This window comes from Enterobacter cloacae complex sp. SHL001 (assembly GCF_049236825.1).
Lineage (GTDB): Bacteria > Pseudomonadota > Gammaproteobacteria > Enterobacterales > Enterobacteriaceae > Enterobacter > Enterobacter hormaechei_C.
Map to the genome: position 1 here is coordinate 47,509 of NZ_JBMKIP010000002.1, position 18,900 is coordinate 66,408.

Below are 18,900 nucleotides of genomic sequence, written 5' to 3' on the forward strand. Positions count from 1 at the left end.
AGGACTGCATGGTGCAGCTTTTCTCCCTCTCCCTCCGGGAGAGGGTCGGGGTGAGGGATAAGGGGAAGACCATGACCACACAACGCCCTTTGATTTCTATCTATATGCCGACATGGAATCGTCAGCAGCTGGCGATCCGCGCGATTAAATCGGTCCTGCGTCAGGATTACGATAACTGGGAACTGATTATCGTGGATGACTGTTCCTCCTCTTACGAACAACTGCAAAAGTTTGTTGAAGACCTGAACGACCCGCGCGTGGTGTACACTCACAACGCCATCAACTCCGGGGCGTGTGCGGTGCGCAACCAGGCGATTATGCAGGCGAAAGGGCAGTATCTGACCGGTATCGACGACGATGACGAATGGACGCCAAACCGTCTGTCCATCTTCCTGTCGCACAAAGCGCAGCTGGTGACCCACGCGTTTCTGTATGCCAATGACTATGTTTGCCAGGGCGAGGTCTATTCGCAGCCAGCCAGCCTGCCGTTGTATCCGAAATCACCGTATTCCCGCCGCCTGTTCTACAAGCGCAACATTATCGGCAATCAGGTGTTTACCTGGGCATGGCGCTTTAAGGAGTGCCTGTTCGATACCGAGCTGAAGGCCGCGCAGGATTACGACATCTTCCTGCGGATGGTTGTGGAGTACGGCGAGCCGTGGAAGGTGGAAGAGGCCACGCAGATCCTGCACATCAATCACGGGGAGATGCAAATCACCTCGTCACCGAAGAAATTCTCGGGCTACTTCCATTTTTACCGCAAGCACAAGGACAAGTTTGACCGTGCCAGCCGGAAGTATCAGCTCTTCACCCTGTATCAGATCCGTAATAAGCGCATGAACTGGCGCACGCTGCTGACGCTGCTGTCGGTACGTAACGGCAAGCGTCTGGCTGACGGGCTTCGGGGGAAATAATGTTTCTGGAAGATTGCCGCGCTAACAGCTGGAGCCTGCGCCCGTGCTGCATGGTTCTGGCCTACCGTATTGCGCACTTTTGCTCGGTGTGGCGCAAAAAAAATGTGCTGAACAATATCTGGGCCGCGCCAGTGCTGGTGCTGTACCGCATCATCACCGAATGCTTTTTTGGCTATGAAATTCAGGCCGCTGCCACCATTGGCCGCCGCTTTACCATTCATCACGGCTATGCGGTGGTCATCAACAAGTTCGTCGTCGCGGGTGATGATTTCACCATTCGTCACGGGGTGACAATCGGCAACCGCGGGCCAGACAGCCTGGCTTGCCCGGTGATTGGCAATAACGTCGAGTTGGGCGCCAACGTGGTGATGATCGGGGACATTACCGTGGGTAATAACGTGACGATTGGCGCAGGCAGCGTGGTGCTGGACAGCATTCCGGACAACGCGCTGGTGGTGGGCGAGAAAGCCCGCGTGAAGGTGATTAAATGAACATTCTGCAATTTAACGTACGCCTCGCAGAGGGCGGGGCGGCAGGCGTAGCGCTGGATCTGCACCAGCGCGCGCTGCAAAAAGGACTCCAGTCGCGCTTTGTTTACGGTTACGGTAAAGGCGGCAAGAAAAGCGTTAGCCATGATAACTATCCGCAGGTGCTGAAGCAGACGCCACGTCTGACCTCCATCGCCAATATTGCGCTGTTCCGCCTGTTTAACCGCGACCTGTTCGGCAACCTGAATAATCTCTACCGCACCGTCACCCGCACTCGCGGCCCGGTTGTGCTGCACTTCCACGTGCTGCACAGCTACTGGCTGAATCTGGAAGAGGTAGTGGCGTTTTGTGGCAAGGTGAAGGCGCACAAGCCGGATACCCGATTTGTCTGGACGCTGCACGACCACTGGAGCGTGACCGGACGTTGCGCCTTTACCGACGGCTGCGAAGGCTGGAAAGATAACTGCCAGAAATGCCCTACGCTCAGCAACTACCCGCCTGTGAAGGTCGATCGCGCGCATCAGCTGGTTGAGGGTAAGCGTCAGCTGTTCCGCGATATGCTCTCGCTCGGCTGCACCTTTATCTCCCCAAGCCAGCACGTGGCGGACGCTTTTAATAGCCTGTACGGAGCAGGGCGCTGCCAGATCATCAACAACGGTATTGATGTGGCAACGGAAGCGATCCTGGCCGAACTGACGCCCGTAGCCGTTACCCCCGGTAGGCCGAAAATTGCGGTCGTCGCCCATGACCTGCGCTACGACGGCAAAACCAACCAGCAGCTGGTGCGCGACATGATGGCGCTCGGCGACAAAATTGAGCTGCATACCTTTGGCAAATTCTCGCCGTTTGATGGCGCTAACGTGGTGAACCACGGGTTTGAAACCGACAAGCGCAAACTGATGAGCGCGCTGAACGGTATGGACGCGCTGGTGTTCAGCTCCCGCGTGGACAACTACCCGCTGATCCTGTGCGAAGCGCTCTCCATCGGCGTACCGGTGATTGCCACCCACAGCGACGCCGCGCGGGAAGTGCTGGAGAAATCCGGCGGTAAAACCTTCAGTGAAAATGAGGTGCTGCCGCTGGTGCAGTTGTCGAAGGCCGATATCGCGCAGGCTGTTTTTGGCACGGACCTGGAATCGTTCCGCAACCGTAGCCGCAAAGCGTACAGTGGACAACAGATGCTGGAGGAGTATGTCTCGTTCTATCAGAATCTGTAGTTATCTGCTGCTGCCGCTGATCTACCTGCTGGTCAACGTTAAGATTGCCCAGCTCGGTGAAAGCTTCCCGATCACTATCGTCACCTTCCTGCCGGTTCTGCTGTTGCTTTACGTTGACAAGCTTAACCTCAAAAAGCTGATGATTTCACTGGGCATCGGGTTTGGTCTGACGGCGTTTAACTACATCTTTGGTCAGTCGCTGGACGCCAGCAAATATGTCACCTCCACCATGCTGTTTGTTTATATCGTTATCATTATTGGCATGGTGTGGAGTATTCGCTTTAAAACTATTTCTCCGCACAATTATAGGAAAATCCTCAGGTTCTTTTATATTGTCGTCGGGCTGATTGTTGTGCTTGCGGCAATGGAGATGGCGCAAATTATTCTCACAGGCGGCAGTAGCCTGATGGAAATAATTTCGAAATATCTTATATACAGTAACAGCTATGTACTGAACTTCATTAAGTTTGGTGGCAAGCGTACAACCGCGCTCTATTTTGAACCGGCGTTTTTTGCTCTGGCATTAATCTCAATTTGGCTCAGCATCAAACAGTTCGGTATCAAAACCCCCAAGACCGATGCTATGATTCTTGCAGGAATCGTTCTGTCAGGGTCGTTCTCCGGGGTAATGACGTTTATTCTGTTTTACCTGCTGGAGTGGGCGTTCCAGTACCTGAACAAAGAGGCGATTAAGAAAAAACTGCCGCTGGCGATAATCTCTCTGACGGTATTTTTAGTGGGCGTAATATTTGCGTTTCCGTACATTTCTGAACGTCTGGGTGATTTGGGAACGGAAGGTTCGTCGTCCTATTATCGCATCATTGGTCCACTGGTGATGGTGGGTTATTCCTTAACCCATATTGATGGCGTAGTAAGATTCGGCTCACTTTACGAATATGTTGCATCATTCGGAATCTTTAACGGTGCGGATGTCGGTAAAACCATAGACAATGGTCTGTATCTGTTAATTATCTATTTTTCCTGGTTCGCCGTACTGTTGACACTGTGGTATCTGTTTAAAGTTTTCAAAATGATGATTAACGCGTTTGGTGATAACCAGAACTTTCGCGTGCAACTTTATCTGTTCACACCGGTGTCGTTGTTTTTTACCGGGTCAATATTTAGCCCGGAATATGCATTCTTAATTGTATGTCCGTTTATTTTGCGCAAAGCGCTGAATATTACGAGCGTATGACGAAATGAGGTGATTTATGTTTCTTAGCGTCATTACTGTCGCCTTTCGTAACTACGAAGGGGTGGTAAAAACCTGGCGCTCGCTGCGCAACCTGGCGCGCGATCCGAGCCTCACTTTTGAGTGGATCGTGGTCGATGGCGGCTCGAACGACGGCACGGCGGAGTTCCTGGAAAAACTCAACGGTGAGTTCAACTTACGTTACATCAGCGAGAAAGATAAAGGTATTTACGATGCCATGAATAAAGGCATCAACATGGCGCAGGGGCGTTACGCGATCTTCCTCAATTCCGGCGATGTGTTCCATGAAGATGTGGCGCTGTTTGCCCGTCAGCTGGCGCGCCAGAAAGAAGATGCCATGTTTATCGGTGATGCGCTGCTTGATTTCGGCGAGGGGAAAAAAGTGCTGCGCGGCGCGAAACCAGGCTGGTATATCTACCACAGCCTGCCGGCCAGCCATCAGGCTATTTTCTTCCCAATGAGCGGCCTGAAAAAACAGCCTTACGATTTGCGCTATAAAGTGTCATCAGATTATGCCCTGGCGGCCAGCCTGTACAAATCTGGCTACCCGTTCCGTCGAATTAAAGGACTGGTATCTGAATTTTCAATGGGTGGCGTGTCAACCTCGAATAATCTGGAACTGTGCCAGGATGCCAAAAACGTGCAGCGTAAAATATTACGCGTGCCGGGGTTCTGGGCGGAATTATCTTATTTCTTACGTCTGAAAACGACGGGTAAAGCGAAAGCCTTATATAACAAAGCCTGAGATATAAGGAAACGTAATGCAGGAATTAAATGGATTCTCCGTGCCGAAAGGTTTTCGGGGCGGGAGCGGTATTAAAGTTCAACTGTGGTGGGCTGTACAGGCAACGTTATTTGCCTGGTCGCCGCAAATACTGTACCGCTGGCGCGCATTTTTACTGCGTCTGTTTGGCGCAAAAATAGGAAAAAACGTAGTCATTCGACCTTCGGTGAAAATTACTTATCCCTGGAAATTAACGCTTGGGGATTACGCCTGGGTTGGGGATGACGCGGTGTTATATACCCTTGGCGAGATTACGATTGGCGCAAATTCGGTGGTTTCACAGAAGTGTTATTTGTGCACCGGCAGCCACGATTTTATGAGCCCGCATTTTGATATTACCGCTTCGCCTGTTGTGATCGGTGAAAAATGCTGGCTGGCAACAGACGTCTTTGTTGCACCCGGTGTTTCTGTTGGCGATGGCACGGTAGTCGGTGCCCGCAGCAGCGTTTTTAAATCGCTTCCGGCAAATAAAATTTGCCGTGGCAACCCCGCAGTGGTGATACGCGAACGCGTTGAAACTGAAAAACTTTGATAAGTACAGAGGAATATAAACATGTCTAAAGTCGCTCTCATCACCGGCGTTACCGGACAAGATGGTTCTTACCTGGCAGAATTGTTACTGGAAAAAGGGTATGAAGTTCACGGTATTAAGCGTCGTGCCTCTTCATTCAACACCGAGCGTGTCGATCACATTTACCAGGATCCGCATGCGGCAAACCCGAAATTCCATCTGCACTACGGCGACCTGACCGATACCTCCAACCTGACCCGCATCCTGCAAGAAGTACAGCCGGATGAAGTGTACAACCTGGGGGCAATGAGCCACGTTGCGGTTTCCTTCGAGTCCCCGGAGTACACCGCTGACGTGGATGCGATGGGTACGCTGCGTCTGCTGGAAGCGATTCGCTTCCTTGGTCTTGAGAAGAAAACCCGCTTCTACCAGGCATCTACCTCTGAGCTGTACGGTCTGGTGCAGGAAATTCCGCAGAAAGAGACCACGCCGTTCTACCCACGTTCTCCGTACGCTGTGGCGAAACTGTACGCTTACTGGATCACCGTGAACTACCGTGAATCCTACGGCATGTACGCCTGTAACGGCATTCTGTTCAACCACGAATCTCCGCGTCGCGGCGAAACCTTCGTGACCCGCAAAATCACCCGCGCGATCGCCAACATCGCTCAGGGCCTGGAGTCTTGCCTGCACCTCGGCAACATGGATTCCCTGCGTGACTGGGGCCATGCGAAAGACTACGTGAAAATGCAGTGGATGATGTTGCAGCAGGAACAGCCAGAAGACTTTGTGATCGCGACCGGCGTGCAGTACTCCGTGCGTCAGTTCGTTGAGATGGCTGCGGCACAGCTGGGCATCAAGCTGCGCTTCGAAGGCACCGGCGTGGAAGAGAAGGGTATCGTTGTTTCCGTGACCGGCCACGACGCACCGGGCGTGAAGCCAGGCGACGTGATTGTCCAGGTTGATCCGCGTTACTTCCGTCCTGCTGAAGTGGAAACCCTGCTGGGCGACCCAACCAAAGCGCACGAGAAGCTGGGCTGGAAACCAGAAACCACCCTGCAAGAAATGGTATCCGAGATGGTGGCCAAAGATCTTGAAGCAGCGAAAAAACACTCCCTGCTCAAGTCTCATGGCTACGAGGTTGCCATCGCGCTGGAGTCCTGAGAATGACAAAACAACGTATTTTTGTCGCCGGTCATCGCGGAATGGTGGGTTCCGCGATTATTCGCCAGCTGGAACAGCGCGGCGACGTTGAGGTGATTGTTCGCACCCGCGACGAGCTGAACCTGCTTGACAGCAAAGCGGTGCAGGACTTCTTCGCCAGCGAACGTATCGACCAGGTGTATCTGGCGGCGGCGAAGGTGGGCGGCATTGTCGCTAACAACACCTACCCGGCGGATTTCATCTACGAGAACATGATGATTGAGAGCAACATCATTCACGCGGCGCATCTGCAAAACGTGAATAAACTGCTGTTCCTCGGCTCATCCTGTATCTACCCGAAAATGGCGAAGCAGCCGATCGCCGAGAGCGAACTGTTGCAGGGCACGCTTGAAGCCACCAACGAGCCGTATGCGATTGCCAAAATTGCCGGGATCAAGCTGTGTGAATCCTACAACCGTCAGTATAACCGCGACTATCGCTCGGTGATGCCGACCAACCTGTACGGACCGCACGACAACTTCCACCCGAGCAATTCGCACGTGATCCCGGCGCTGCTGCGTCGTTTCCACGAGGCGACTGCCGAAAACGCCCCGGATGTGGTGGTGTGGGGTAGCGGTACGCCAATGCGCGAGTTCCTGCACGTGGACGACATGGCGGCGGCCAGCATTCACGTCATGGAGCTGGATCGCGAGGTGTGGCAGGAAAACACCGAGCCGATGCTGTCGCACATTAACGTCGGGACCGGCGTGGACTGCACCATTCGCGAGCTGGCACAGACCATCGCGCAGGTGGTGGGCTACAAAGGACGCGTGGTGTTTGACGCCACCAAACCGGACGGCACGCCGCGCAAGCTGCTGGACGTGACCCGTCTGCATCAGCTGGGCTGGTATCACGAGGTCTCACTGGAGCAGGGGCTGGCCAGCACCTACCAGTGGTTCCTGGAAAACCAGCACCGCTTCCGGGGGTAATGATGTTTTTAAGTCAGGAAGATTTTGCCACGGTAGTGCGTTCCACTCCGCTGATCTCAATCGATTTGATCGTGGAGAATGAACGCGGCGAGTTCTTGCTGGGGAAACGAACCAATCGTCCTGCACAGGGCTTCTGGTTCGTGCCCGGCGGGCGCGTGCAGAAGGATGAGACGCTTACCGATGCGTTTGAGCGTCTCACTCTGGCGGAACTGGGCCTGCAACTGCCGATGGCAGCGGGCCAGTTTTACGGGGTCTGGCAGCACTTCTATGACGATAACTTTTCAGGCACCGGGTTCACCACGCACTACATCGTGCTGGGGTTCCGCCTGAAGGTGAGTGAGGCAGACCTGCGTCTGCCTGATTCTCAGCATGACGATTACCGCTGGTTAACGCCAGAGGCGCTGCTGGCAAGCGACAACGTCCATGACAACAGTCGGGCGTACTTCCTTGCGGAACGTCAGGCCGAGGTGCCAGGTCTATGAAAATCCTCGTCTACGGAATTAACTACTCGCCGGAGCTTACCGGTATCGGGAAATACACCGGCGAGATGGTCGAGTGGATGGCGAGCCAGGGACATGACGTGCGGGTGATTACTGCCCCGCCGTATTACCCGGAGTGGAAGGTAGGCGAACGCTATTCCAGCTGGCGCTACCGCCGCGAAGAGGGTGCCGCGACCGTCTGGCGCTGCCCGCTCTACGTGCCGAAACAGCCCTCGACGCTGAAACGTTTAATTCATCTGGGCAGCTTTGCCCTGAGCAGTTTCTTCCCGCTGATGGCGCAGCGTCGCTGGAAGCCGGATCGCATCATCGGCGTGGTGCCGACGCTGTTCTGCACGCCAGGCATGCGCCTGCTGGGCAAACTCTCCGGCGCGCGCACCCTGCTGCACATTCAGGATTATGAAGTGGACGCCATGCTCGGGCTGGGGATGGCCGGGAAAGGCAAGGGCGGCAAGGTGGCGAAGCTCGCCAGCGCCTTTGAGCGCAGCGGCCTGCACAACGTGGATTACGTCTCGACCATTTCGCGCTCGATGATGAACAAGGCGCAGGAGAAGGGCGTCCCGGCGGAAAAAGTGATCTTCTTTCCGAACTGGTCCGAAGTGGCGCGCTTCCGCGATGTGACAGACCAGGATGCGCAGGCGTTACGCGCGCAGCTCGGGTTGCCTGCTGAGCAAAAAATCATTCTTTACTCAGGCAACATCGGCGAAAAACAGGGGCTGGAGAGCGTGATTGACGCCGCGCTTCAGCTGAGCGAACACCCGTGGATGTTCGTGATAGTCGGGCAGGGCGGCGGTAAAGCGCGGCTGGAAAAAATGGCCAGCGAGCGCGGACTGACCAACATCCGCTTCTTCCCGCTTCAGTCTTATGACGCGCTGCCCGCGCTGCTGAAAATGGCTGATTGCCATCTGGTGGTGCAAAAACGCGGCGCGGCGGATGCGGTGCTGCCGTCCAAGCTGACCAACATTCTGGCAGTGGGCGGAAACGCGGTGATTACGGCAGAAGCCGCAACAGAATTAGGCCAGCTGTGCAACAGCTACCCGGGCATTGCCGTTTGCGTGGAGCCGGAATCGGTTCCTGCGCTGGTGACCGGAATTGAGCAGGCACTCGCCATGCCAAAAGAGAACACGGTGGCACGTGAATATGCCGAACGCACGCTCGAGAAAGAGAACGTGCTGAGCCAATTTATTGCAGATATACGGGGATAAATCATGAGTCAAACCACTTTGTATCCGGTCGTAATGGCGGGTGGATCCGGGAGCCGGTTGTGGCCACTGTCCCGCGTGCTTTATCCAAAACAATTTCTGTGCCTGAAAGGCGACCTCACCATGCTGCAAACGACGGTTAACCGTCTGCACGGCGTGGAGTGTGAAAGCCCGGTGGTGATCTGTAACGAACAGCACCGCTTTATCGTTGCCGAGCAGCTGCGCCAGCTGAACAAACTGACCGAAAATATCATTCTGGAACCTGCCGGACGCAACACGGCGCCTGCCATTGCCCTCGCGGCGCTGGCGGCAAAACGCAGCAGCCCGGACTGCGACCCGCTGATGCTGGTGCTGGCGGCTGACCACGTCATCCAGCAGGAAGAGGCCTTCCGCGCCGCGGTACGCGCCGCGATTCCTTACGCTGAGAACGGCAAGCTGGTGACCTTCGGCATCGTGCCGGATCTCCCGGAAACCGGCTATGGCTACATTCGCCGCGGCAGCGTTACGCCTGGTGAAGGCGACAGCGTGGCCTTTGACGTGGCGCAGTTTGTCGAAAAACCGAATCTGGAAACCGCGCAGGCGTACGTGGCCAGCGGGGAATACTACTGGAACAGCGGTATGTTCCTGTTCCGCGCCGGTCGCTACCTGGAAGAGCTGGAAAAATATCGCCCGGATATCTTACGCGCCTGCGAAAAAGCGATGGCGGTGGTGGATCCGGATCTCGATTTTATCCGCGTGGACGAAGAAGCCTTCCTCGCCTGTCCGGAAGAGTCCATTGACTATGCGGTAATGGAACGTACGGCAGATGCGGTAGTGGTACCGATGGATGCGGGCTGGAGCGACGTCGGCTCCTGGTCGTCACTGTGGGAGATCAGCGCGCATACCCCGGAGGGTAACGTCCATCACGGGGATGTGATCAGCCACAAAACGGAAAACAGTTACGTCTACGCCGAATCTGGCCTCGTCACCACGGTAGGGGTGAAGGATCTGGTGGTCGTGCAGACCAAAGACGCGGTGCTGATTGCCGACCGTAATGCCGTGCAGGACGTTAAAAAAGTGGTGGAGCAGATCAAGGCCGATGGCCGCCACGAACACCATATTCACCGCGAAGTCTACCGCCCGTGGGGCAAATATGACTCCATCGACGCCGGCGAGCGTTACCAGGTGAAACGCATCACCGTGAAGCCGGGAGAAGGGCTGTCGGTGCAGATGCACCATCACCGCGCCGAACACTGGGTGGTGGTGGCGGGGACCGCCAAAGTGACCATCGACGGTGAAGTGAAGCTGCTCGGTGAAAACGAGTCCATTTATATTCCGCTGGGGGCGACGCACTGTCTGGAGAACCCGGGGAAAATTCCGCTCGACTTAATTGAGGTGCGTTCCGGCTCCTATCTGGAAGAGGACGACATCATCCGCTTCCAGGATCGCTACGGGCGCGTGTAGCACTCCGCATCATGCCCGGTGGCGCTGCGCTTTCCGGGCCTACGAATGACAAAAATAAATTTGGCCATTACATGGTCAGGGCCAACTGTTGCCTGAAAAAGGGGTCATCATGGAAAAATTAACCTGTTTTAAAGCCTACGATATTCGCGGCAAGCTGGGCGAAGAGCTGAACGAAGACATTGCGTGGCGCATCGGCCGCGCGTACGGCGAATACCTGAAACCACAAACTATCGTGCTGGGCGGCGACGTGCGTCTGACCAGCAAATCCCTGAAGCTGGCGCTGGCGAAAGGGCTACAGGACGCGGGCGTCGATGTGCTGGACATTGGCCTTTCCGGTACCGAAGAGATCTATTTTGCCACCTTCCACCTGGGCGTGGACGGCGGTATCGAAGTGACGGCCAGCCATAACCCGATGGACTACAACGGCATGAAGCTGGTACGCAAGGGCGCGCGTCCTATCAGCGGTGACACCGGCCTGCGTGACGTGCAGCGTCTGGCCGAGGCCAACGACTTCCCGCCGGTGAATGAAGCCACACGCGGCAGCTATAAGCAGATTAACCTGCAAAAAGAGTACATCGACCACCTGCTGGGCTACATCAACGTGGCGAACCTCAAACCGCTGAAGCTGGTGATTAACTCCGGCAACGGCGCGGCAGGCCCGGTTGTCGATGCACTTGAAGCCCGCTTTAAGGCGCTGAACGTGCCGGTGACCTTCGTCAAAGTACACAACACGCCTGACGGCAACTTCCCGAACGGTATTCCTAACCCGCTGCTGCCGGAGTGCCGCGACGATACCCGCAACGCGGTGATTGAGCACGGCGCCGATATGGGTATCGCCTTTGACGGCGATTTCGACCGCTGCTTCCTGTTCGACGAGAAAGGGCAGTTTATCGAAGGCTACTACATCGTTGGCCTGCTGGCGGAAGCGTTCCTTGAGAAAAACCCGGGGGCGAAGATCATTCACGATCCGCGTCTTTCCTGGAACACCGTCGACGTGGTGAAGGCCGCGGGCGGCGAGCCGGTGATGTCCAAAACCGGCCACGCGTTTATCAAAGAGCGTATGCGTGAGGAAGACGCCATCTACGGCGGCGAGATGAGCGCCCACCACTATTTCCGTGATTTTGCCTACTGCGACAGCGGGATGATCCCGTGGCTGCTGGTGACTGAGCTGCTGTGCCTGAAAGGGCAGAGCCTGGGTGAACTGGTGCGTGACCGCATGGCGGCGTTTCCGGCGAGCGGCGAGATCAACAGCAAACTGGCGCAGCCCGCTGAGGCCATTGCCCGCGTAGAGCACCACTTTGCCATTCATGCGCTGGAGATTGACCGTACCGACGGTATCAGCATGGCGTTCCCGCAGTGGCGCTTCAACCTGCGCTCCTCCAACACCGAGCCGGTGGTGCGCCTGAACGTGGAGTCCCGCGCCGATACCGCGCTGATGGAAGCCCGAACGAAGGACATTCTGGCGCTGTTGAATCAGTAAAAAGAAAACCTTACCCCTCACCCTAACCCTCTCCCCAAAGGGGAGAGGGAACTTGAACACCCTCTCCCCTCTGGGGAGAGGGCCGGGGTGAGGGGCGAGGGGTAAGGTTTAGAACTAAAGGAACAACGATGACAAATCTAAAAAAGCGCGAACGAGCGAGAACGAATGCATCGTTAATCTCTATGGTGCAGCGTTTTTCTGATATCACCATCATGGTCGGCGGACTGTGGGCGGTGTGTTGGGTCAGCGGGCAGTCGTTCTTATACATGCACTTGCTGATGGCGTTGATTGCGCTGGTGGTGTTTCAGATGATCGGCGGCATGACCGATTTTTATCGTTCATGGCGCGGCGTCAAAATGACCACCGAACTGATGCTGCTGCTCCAGAACTGGACCTTAAGCCTGGTTTTCAGCGCAGGGCTGGTGGCGTTCAGCCATGATTTTGATAACCGTCTTGTGACCTATCTCTGCTGGTATCTGTTAACCAGCATTGGCATGGTGGTCTGTCGCTCGCTGATCCGCTTTGGCGCGGGCTGGCTGCGCAACCGCGGGTATAACCGTCGCTTCGTTGCCGTGGCGGGCGACCTGCCGGTGGGACAGGTGTTGCTCGACAGCTTCCGCAAAGAGCCGTGGTTAGGTTTTGAAGTGGTCGGGATTTATCACGACGCGAAGCCCGGTGGCGTGCCGTCCGACTGGGCAGGTAACTACGAACAGCTTATTGACGATGCGAAAGCCGGCAAAATTCATAACGTCTACATCGCCATGCAGATGAAAGATGAATCCCGCATCAAGAAACTGATGCGCGAGCTGGCGGATACCACCTGCTCGGTGATCCTCATCCCGGATGTCTTCACCTTCAATATTCTCCACTCCCGTATTGAAGAGGTGAACGGGGTACCGGTTGTTCCACTGTACGACACGCCGCTGTCGGGGATTAACCGCGTGCTGAAGCGCGTGGAAGATATCGTCCTTTCGTCCCTGATCCTGCTGCTCATCTCCCCGGTGCTGTGCTGCATTGCGCTGGCGGTGAAGCTCAGCTCGCCGGGGCCGATCATCTTCCGTCAGACCCGCTACGGCATGGACGGTAAGCCGATCATGGTGTGGAAATTCCGCTCTATGAAGGTGATGGAGAACGACAAGGTGGTGACCCAGGCGACGCAGAACGATCCGCGCGTCACCCGCGTGGGCAACTTCCTGCGCCGTACCTCGCTCGATGAGCTGCCGCAGTTCATCAACGTGTTCACCGGCGGGATGTCCATCGTCGGGCCTCGTCCTCACGCCGTGGCCCATAACGAGCAGTACCGCACCCTGATTGAAGGCTACATGCTGCGCCATAAGGTGAAGCCAGGCATCACCGGCTGGGCGCAGATCAACGGCTGGCGCGGCGAGACCGACACGCTGGAAAAAATGGAAAAACGTATCGAGTTCGATCTGGAGTACATCCGCGAGTGGAGCCTCTGGTTCGATATCAAGATTGTTTTTCTGACCATTTTCAAAGGCTTCGTGAACAAAGCGGCGTACTAAGATGAGCTTACGAGAAAAAACCATCAGCGGCGCGAAATGGTCAGCCATGGCCACCATCGTCATTATTGGCCTCGGCCTGGTGCAGATGACGGTGCTGGCGCGCATTATCGATAACCACCAGTTTGGTCTGCTGACCGTCTCGCTGGTGATTATCGCCCTGGCCGATACGCTGTCGGACTTTGGTATCGCCAACTCCATTATCCAGCGCAAAGAGATCAGCCATCTGGAGCTGACCACCCTCTACTGGCTGAACGTCGGGCTGGGTATCTTCGTCTTTGTGCTGGTGTTCCTGCTGAGCGATGTGATTGCCGGCGTGCTGCATAACCCGGACCTGGCGCCGCTGATGCGCACCCTGTCGTTCGCTTTCGTGGTGATCCCGCACGGGCAGCAGTTCCGCGCGCTGATGCAGAAAGAGCTGGAGTTCAACAAAATCGGCATGATTGAAACCAGCGCCGTACTGGCGGGCTTTACCTTCACTGTGGTCAGCGCCCATTTCTGGCCGCTGGCGATGACCGCCATCCTCGGCTACCTGGTTAACTCTGCCGTGCGCACGCTGCTGTTTGGCTTCTTTGGCCGTAAGATTTATCGCCCGGGGCTGCATTTTTCGCTGGCGTCTGTTTCATCCAACCTGCGCTTCGGCGCGTGGCTGACGGCAGACAGCATTATCAACTACGTGAATACTAACCTCTCCACGCTGGTGCTCGCGCGCATTCTGGGCGCGAGCGTCGCGGGTGGCTACAACCTGGCGTATAACGTCGCGGTTGTCCCGCCGATGAAGCTCAACCCTATCATTACCCGCGTGCTGTTCCCGGCGTTCGCCAAAATTCAGGACGATACCGAAAAGCTGCGCGTGAACTTTTACAAGCTGCTCTCCGTCGTGGGGATCATCAACTTCCCGGTGCTGCTGGGGCTGATGGTGGTTGCCAGCAATTTCGTACCGCTGGTGTTTGGCGAGAAGTGGAACAGCATCATCCCGATCCTGCAACTGCTGTGCGTCGTGGGGCTGCTGCGCTCGGTGGGGAACCCGATTGGTTCTCTGCTAATGGCGAAGGCGCGCGTGGATATCAGCTTCAAGTTCAACGTGTTTAAAACCTTCCTGTTTATTCCGGCAATTATTGTGGGCGGCCACATGGCGGGCGCCATTGGCGTGACGCTCGGCTTCCTGCTGGTGCAAATCGTCAATACCGTGCTGAGCTACTTCGTGATGATCAAACCGGTGCTGGGCTCCAGCTACCGTCAGTACATCCTCAGCCTGTGGCTGCCGTTCTATCTCTCCTTACCGACGCTTGCGGTGAGCTACGGCCTGGGCGTGGTGCTCAACGGGCATCTGCCGCTGGCGGCGTTGCTTGCGGTGCAGGTCGCGGCAGGCGCGCTGGCGTTCGGCGTGATGATTGTGCTGTCACGCAATGCGCTGGTGGTCGAGATGAAGCGCCAGTTTTGCCGTAACGAAAAAATGAAAACGCTGCTTCGCGCAGGCTAATTTTACGAGGCCATTATGAAATTACTTATTCTTGGCAACCATACCTGCGGCAACCGTGGCGACAGCGCCATCCTGCGCGGTTTACTGGATGCAATTAACACCCTTAAGCCTGAGACAGAAGTGGATGTGATGAGCCGTTATCCGGTCAGCTCATCCTGGTTACTGAACCGCCCGGTGATGGGCGACCCGCTCTACAGCCAGATGAAACAGCACAACAACGCCGCGGGCGTGATGGGGCGCGTGAAGAAAGTGCTGCGTCGCCGCTACCAGCATCAGGTGCTGCTTTCTCGCGTGACCGACACCGGCAAGCTGCGCAACATTGCCATCGCGCAGGGCTTTACCGATTTTGTTCGTCTGCTGTCCGGCTATGACGCCATTATTCAGGTGGGCGGTTCGTTCTTCGTCGATCTGTACGGCGTGCCGCAGTTTGAGCATGCGCTTTGTACGTTCATGGCGAAAAAGCCGCTGTTTATGATCGGCCACAGCGTCGGGCCATTCCAGGATCCGCAGTTTAACCAGCTGGCGAACTATGTCTTCGGCCACTGCGACGCGCTGATCCTGCGTGAATCGGTCAGCCTCGACATGATGAAACGCAGTGAAATCGACACCACCAAAGTGGAGCACGGTGTGGACACCGCCTGGCTGGTGGATCATCAGGATGACAGTTTCCAGGCCAGCTACGCGGTACAGCACTGGCTGGACGTGGCGGCAAAGCAGAAAACCGTCGCCATTACCCTGCGTGAACTTGCGCCGTTCGATAAACGCCTCGGCACGACCCAGGCGGCGTACGAGAAAGCCTTTGCCGACGTGGTGAACCGCGTGCTGGACAGCGGTTACCAGGTGCTGGCGCTTTCCACCTGTACCGGTATCGACAGCTACAACAAAGATGACCGTATGGTGGCGCTCAACCTGCGCAACCTGGTGAACGATCCGTCCCGCTATCATGTGGTGATGGACGAGCTGAACGATCTGGAGATGGGCAAGCTGCTCTCCGCCTGCGACCTGACCGTGGGCACGCGTCTGCACTCGGCCATTATCTCGATGAACTTCGGCACGCCAGCCATCGCCATTAACTACGAACACAAGTCTGCGGGCATTATGCAGCAGCTCGGTATGCCGGAAATGGCCGTCGATATTCGTCATCTGCTGGACGGGTCGCTGGGTGCGATGGTGGGCGACACGCTCGGTCAGCTGCCTGCGATCAACGAACGTCTGGCGGTGGCGGTAAAAGCCGAACGCGAAAAAGGTATTGGCATGGTGAAATCCGTACTCGACCGCGTCCGGGAGGGGAAATGAAGGTTGGTTTCTTCTTACTGAAATTTCCGCTGTCGTCTGAAACCTTTGTGCTGAACCAAATCACCGCGTTTATCGATATGGGGTATGACGTGGAGATTATCGCCCTGCAAAAGGGCGATACGCAAAACACCCATGCGGCGTATACCCGGTATGGGCTGGAGGCGAAAACCCGCTGGTTGCAGGATGAACCCACCGGACGAATGAACAAACTGCGCCATCGCGCCAGCCAGACGCTGCGCGGCCTTCATCGCGCCTCGACGTGGCGGGCGCTGAATATGTCGCGCTATGGGGCGGAGGCCCGCAACCTGATCCTTTCCGCCATTTGCGGGCAAACGGCCCAGCCGTACCGGGCCGATGTCTTTATCGCCCACTTTGGCCCGGCGGGCGTAACTGCGGCAAAACTGCGTGAGCTGGGGGTGATTGACGGCAAAATCGCAACCATTTTCCACGGTATCGACATCTCCAGCCGGGAAGTACTGAACCACTACACGCCGGAATATCAGCAGCTGTTTCGCCGTGGCGACATGATGCTGCCGATAAGCAACCTGTGGGCCGGACGCCTGAAAACCATGGGGTGCCCGAGCGAGAAAATCACCGTTTCACGCATGGGCGTGGATATGGAACGTTTCACTCAGCGACCGGTTAAGGTGCCGGGCAAGCCGCTGCAAATTATCTCTGTTGCCCGCCTGACCGAAAAGAAAGGGCTGCACGTAGCCATCGAAGCCTGTCGCCAGCTGAAGGCGCGCGGCGTGGACTTCCACTACCGCATCCTGGGTATCGGGCCGTGGGAGCGTCGCCTGCGCACGCTGATTGAACAGTATCAGCTGGAAGACTTGGTCGAGATGCCGGGCTTCAAGCCGAGCCACGAAGTGAAAGCCATGCTTGATGATGCGGATGTATTCCTGCTGCCTTCCTTAACCGGCGCCGACGGCGATATGGAAGGTATTCCCGTGGCGCTGATGGAGGCGATGGCGGTCGGCATTCCGGTAGTCTCGACCCTGCACAGCGGGATCCCTGAGCTGATCACCTCTGAATACTCCGGCTGGCTGGTCCCTGAAAACAATGCGCTGGCGCTGGCGGATCGTCTGGCTGCGTTCAGTGATATCGATCAGCAGACGCTGATCCCTGTGCTGCAAAATGCGCGGCAAAAAGTTGAAGCAGAATTCAATCAGCAGGTGATTAATCGCCAGTTAGCGAGCCTGCTGCAAACGCTGTAACGCTGAGGTTGTATGCTGAAAAAGATTACCCGACGCCGATTTGTCTCTTCTTTATCCGTCCTGGCTGCCATGCCGCTGTTGTCGTCCCGCGCTGCGCGGGCGGCAACCGGGAAGACGGTTTCTGTCGATCGCTACAACAATAACGACTGGATCGCCGCCTTTAAGCAGGCTTTTGCCGAGGGCGATACCGTTGTTGTTCCCGCCGGGTTAACCTGTGAAAACATCAATACCGGCATTTTCATTCCTGATGGCAAAACCCTGCTGATCCGCGGTGCGCTGAAGGGCAACGGCCGCGGGCGGTTTGTGCTCCAGGAAGGCTGTAAGGTCATTGGGGAAGGAGAGGGGCGCACGCATAACATTACGCTGGACGTGCGTGGCTCCGACTGTGTCATTAAAGGGCTGGCGATGAGCGGCTTCGGCCCCGTCACCCAGATCTACATCGGCGGTAAAAAGCCGAGAGTGATGCGTAACCTGCTTATCGATCGCATTGCCGTGAGCCAGGCCAACTACGCCATTCTGCGCCAGGGTTTTCATAATCAGGTGGACGGTGCGCGCATAACCAACAGTAAATTCAGCCATTTGCAGGGTGACGCGATTGAGTGGAACGTGGCGATTAACGACCGTAACATCCTGATCTCTGACCACGTGATCGATAACATCAACTGCACCAACGGCAAGATCAACTGGGGCATAGGTATTGGGCTGGCTGGCAGCACGTACGACAATGACTATCCTGAACAGCAGACCGTTAAAAACTTCGTGGTGGCAAATATCACCGGCAGCAACTGTCGGCAGTTGGTCCATGTTGAAAACGGTAAACACTTTGTGATCCGTAATATCAAGGCCAGCAATATTACCCCCGACTTCAGTAAAAAGGCCGGAATTGATAACGCAACGGTAGCTATTTATGGCTGTGATAATTTCGTTATTGATAATATCGATATGGTGAACAGCGCCGGAATGTTAATCGGGTATGGCGTGATCAAGGGCGATTATCTGTCGATACCGCAAAACTTCAAACTTAACGATATTCGCCTGGATAACCGACAGCTTGCCTATAAGCTGCGCGGGATACAGATTTCCTCCGGCAATGCCACCTCGTTTGTTGCCATCACCAACGTCAACATGCAGCGAGCAACGCTTGAGCTGCACAACAAGCCACAGCATCTTTTCTTACGCAATATCAACGTGATGCAGGAGTCAGCGACGGGACCAGCGCTTAAGATGAACTTCGACTTGCGCAAAGACGTGCGTGGGAAGTTTATGGCCAAAAACGAGACGCTGTTGTCGCTCGCGAACATAAAAGCGGTTAATGAAAAGGGGCAGAGTTCGGTGGATATTGATCGGGTCGATCAACACGTGGTGAATACGGAACGGTTGAATTTTGCGCTGCCGCACAGGTAATCCTACAGCCTATTTTGCGACTATTCCTGGTACGGAATCGCGATCTATTCAGATTACAACTACTGTAATTTGTGGTGGGGTGACCTAGGATTACTTCAT

General features: G+C 55.8%; 17 protein-coding genes. All 17 read left to right on the forward strand.

Features of this window, described 5'->3' with window-relative positions; genetic code table 11:
* The first annotated feature begins 71 nt into the window (after window positions 1-71).
* The 17 genes from wcaA to wcaM all read left to right on the forward strand — a co-directional run bounded on the left by wcaA (window position 72) and on the right by wcaM (window position 18,801).
* Window positions 72-914 (forward strand): colanic acid biosynthesis glycosyltransferase WcaA, encoded by an 843-nt coding sequence (wcaA, locus tag ACOTYH_RS05710; RefSeq protein WP_017383272.1) that lies wholly within the window; start codon window positions 72-74, stop codon window positions 912-914.
* Complete coding sequence (wcaB, locus tag ACOTYH_RS05715) at window positions 914-1,405, forward strand: colanic acid biosynthesis acetyltransferase WcaB (RefSeq protein ID WP_003863505.1); 492 nt, start codon at window positions 914-916, stop codon at window positions 1,403-1,405. The genes wcaA and wcaB overlap by 1 nt, the downstream gene beginning before the upstream one ends.
* The gene (gene wcaC, locus ACOTYH_RS05720) at window positions 1,402-2,619 is read left to right on the forward strand and encodes a colanic acid biosynthesis glycosyltransferase WcaC (RefSeq protein ID WP_017383273.1); all 1,218 of its coding nucleotides are present in this window, start codon (window positions 1,402-1,404) and stop codon (window positions 2,617-2,619) included. The genes wcaB and wcaC overlap by 4 nt, the downstream gene beginning before the upstream one ends.
* The gene (gene wcaD / locus ACOTYH_RS05725; protein WP_015572375.1) at window positions 2,594-3,814 is read left to right on the forward strand and encodes a colanic acid polymerase WcaD; all 1,221 of its coding nucleotides are present in this window, start codon (window positions 2,594-2,596) and stop codon (window positions 3,812-3,814) included. The genes wcaC and wcaD overlap by 26 nt, the downstream gene beginning before the upstream one ends.
* Before the next feature lie 16 nt (window positions 3,815-3,830).
* On the forward strand, window positions 3,831-4,577 hold the full coding sequence (gene wcaE / locus ACOTYH_RS05730) for a colanic acid biosynthesis glycosyltransferase WcaE (protein ID WP_003863510.1): 747 nt from the start codon (window positions 3,831-3,833) through the stop codon (window positions 4,575-4,577).
* A gap of 16 nt (window positions 4,578-4,593) precedes the next feature.
* Entirely contained in the window at window positions 4,594-5,148 is a 555-nt protein-coding gene (wcaF, locus tag ACOTYH_RS05735; RefSeq protein WP_015572376.1) for a colanic acid biosynthesis acetyltransferase WcaF, read from the forward strand.
* A gap of 21 nt (window positions 5,149-5,169) precedes the next feature.
* Window positions 5,170-6,291 carry a GDP-mannose 4,6-dehydratase gene (gene gmd / locus ACOTYH_RS05740; RefSeq protein ID WP_003863514.1) on the forward strand — a complete coding sequence of 374 codons (1,122 nt, stop codon included), beginning with the start codon at window positions 5,170-5,172 and terminating at the stop codon, window positions 6,289-6,291.
* A gap of 2 nt (window positions 6,292-6,293) precedes the next feature.
* Window positions 6,294-7,259: a GDP-L-fucose synthase gene (gene fcl / locus ACOTYH_RS05745; protein ID WP_421637606.1), complete on the forward strand. Its 966-nt coding sequence runs from the start codon at window positions 6,294-6,296 to the stop codon at window positions 7,257-7,259.
* Between the two features lie 2 nt (window positions 7,260-7,261).
* Window positions 7,262-7,741 (forward strand): GDP-mannose mannosyl hydrolase, encoded by a 480-nt coding sequence (locus ACOTYH_RS05750; protein WP_065186924.1) that lies wholly within the window; start codon window positions 7,262-7,264, stop codon window positions 7,739-7,741.
* Entirely contained in the window at window positions 7,738-8,961 is a 1,224-nt protein-coding gene (gene wcaI / locus ACOTYH_RS05755; RefSeq protein ID WP_022651482.1) for a colanic acid biosynthesis fucosyltransferase WcaI, read from the forward strand. The genes ACOTYH_RS05750 and wcaI overlap by 4 nt, the downstream gene beginning before the upstream one ends.
* A 3-nt stretch (window positions 8,962-8,964) precedes the next feature.
* Window positions 8,965-10,401, forward strand: coding sequence for a mannose-1-phosphate guanyltransferase (gene cpsB, locus ACOTYH_RS05760; RefSeq protein ID WP_045338361.1), 1,437 nt, complete (start codon window positions 8,965-8,967; stop codon window positions 10,399-10,401).
* Between the two features lie 109 nt (window positions 10,402-10,510).
* Window positions 10,511-11,881, forward strand: a complete 1,371-nt coding sequence (gene cpsG, locus ACOTYH_RS05765) for a colanic acid biosynthesis phosphomannomutase CpsG (RefSeq protein ID WP_045338360.1) — start codon at window positions 10,511-10,513, stop codon at window positions 11,879-11,881.
* Window positions 11,882-12,009: 128 nt separating this feature from the next.
* Window positions 12,010-13,404 carry an undecaprenyl-phosphate glucose phosphotransferase gene (wcaJ, locus tag ACOTYH_RS05770; RefSeq protein WP_006811236.1) on the forward strand — a complete coding sequence of 465 codons (1,395 nt, stop codon included), beginning with the start codon at window positions 12,010-12,012 and terminating at the stop codon, window positions 13,402-13,404.
* Window position 13,405: 1 nt separating this feature from the next.
* On the forward strand, window positions 13,406-14,884 hold the full coding sequence (wzxC, locus tag ACOTYH_RS05775; RefSeq protein WP_003863527.1) for a colanic acid undecaprenyl disphosphate flippase WzxC: 1,479 nt from the start codon (window positions 13,406-13,408) through the stop codon (window positions 14,882-14,884).
* A 15-nt stretch (window positions 14,885-14,899) separates the two neighbouring features.
* Window positions 14,900-16,180 carry a colanic acid biosynthesis pyruvyl transferase WcaK gene (gene wcaK, locus ACOTYH_RS05780; protein ID WP_006811234.1) on the forward strand — a complete coding sequence of 427 codons (1,281 nt, stop codon included), beginning with the start codon at window positions 14,900-14,902 and terminating at the stop codon, window positions 16,178-16,180.
* Window positions 16,177-17,397, forward strand: coding sequence for a colanic acid biosynthesis glycosyltransferase WcaL (gene wcaL / locus ACOTYH_RS05785; protein ID WP_421637607.1), 1,221 nt, complete (start codon window positions 16,177-16,179; stop codon window positions 17,395-17,397). The genes wcaK and wcaL overlap by 4 nt, the downstream gene beginning before the upstream one ends.
* Window positions 17,398-17,409: 12 nt before the next feature.
* Entirely contained in the window at window positions 17,410-18,801 is a 1,392-nt protein-coding gene (gene wcaM / locus ACOTYH_RS05790; protein ID WP_421637608.1) for a colanic acid biosynthesis protein WcaM, read from the forward strand.
* The last annotated feature ends 99 nt before the right edge of the window (window positions 18,802-18,900 follow it).

What these genes read in the sequence shown, in the direction of transcription:
- wcaA (WP_017383272.1), top strand. Translation starts at nt 72, where the DNA reads ATGACCACACAACGCCCTTTGATTTCTATCTATATGCCGACATGGAAT.
- wcaB (WP_003863505.1), top strand. Translation starts at nt 914, where the DNA reads ATGTTTCTGGAAGATTGCCGCGCTAACAGCTGGAGCCTGCGCCCGTGC.
- wcaC (WP_017383273.1), top strand. Translation starts at nt 1,402, where the DNA reads ATGAACATTCTGCAATTTAACGTACGCCTCGCAGAGGGCGGGGCGGCA.
- wcaD (WP_015572375.1), top strand. Translation starts at nt 2,594, where the DNA reads ATGTCTCGTTCTATCAGAATCTGTAGTTATCTGCTGCTGCCGCTGATC.
- wcaE (WP_003863510.1), top strand. Translation starts at nt 3,831, where the DNA reads ATGTTTCTTAGCGTCATTACTGTCGCCTTTCGTAACTACGAAGGGGTG.
- wcaF (WP_015572376.1), top strand. Translation starts at nt 4,594, where the DNA reads ATGCAGGAATTAAATGGATTCTCCGTGCCGAAAGGTTTTCGGGGCGGG.
- gmd (WP_003863514.1), top strand. Translation starts at nt 5,170, where the DNA reads ATGTCTAAAGTCGCTCTCATCACCGGCGTTACCGGACAAGATGGTTCT.
- fcl (WP_421637606.1), top strand. Translation starts at nt 6,294, where the DNA reads ATGACAAAACAACGTATTTTTGTCGCCGGTCATCGCGGAATGGTGGGT.
- ACOTYH_RS05750 (WP_065186924.1), top strand. Translation starts at nt 7,262, where the DNA reads ATGTTTTTAAGTCAGGAAGATTTTGCCACGGTAGTGCGTTCCACTCCG.
- wcaI (WP_022651482.1), top strand. Translation starts at nt 7,738, where the DNA reads ATGAAAATCCTCGTCTACGGAATTAACTACTCGCCGGAGCTTACCGGT.
- cpsB (WP_045338361.1), top strand. Translation starts at nt 8,965, where the DNA reads ATGAGTCAAACCACTTTGTATCCGGTCGTAATGGCGGGTGGATCCGGG.
- cpsG (WP_045338360.1), top strand. Translation starts at nt 10,511, where the DNA reads ATGGAAAAATTAACCTGTTTTAAAGCCTACGATATTCGCGGCAAGCTG.
- wcaJ (WP_006811236.1), top strand. Translation starts at nt 12,010, where the DNA reads ATGACAAATCTAAAAAAGCGCGAACGAGCGAGAACGAATGCATCGTTA.
- wzxC (WP_003863527.1), top strand. Translation starts at nt 13,406, where the DNA reads ATGAGCTTACGAGAAAAAACCATCAGCGGCGCGAAATGGTCAGCCATG.
- wcaK (WP_006811234.1), top strand. Translation starts at nt 14,900, where the DNA reads ATGAAATTACTTATTCTTGGCAACCATACCTGCGGCAACCGTGGCGAC.
- wcaL (WP_421637607.1), top strand. Translation starts at nt 16,177, where the DNA reads ATGAAGGTTGGTTTCTTCTTACTGAAATTTCCGCTGTCGTCTGAAACC.
- wcaM (WP_421637608.1), top strand. Translation starts at nt 17,410, where the DNA reads ATGCTGAAAAAGATTACCCGACGCCGATTTGTCTCTTCTTTATCCGTC.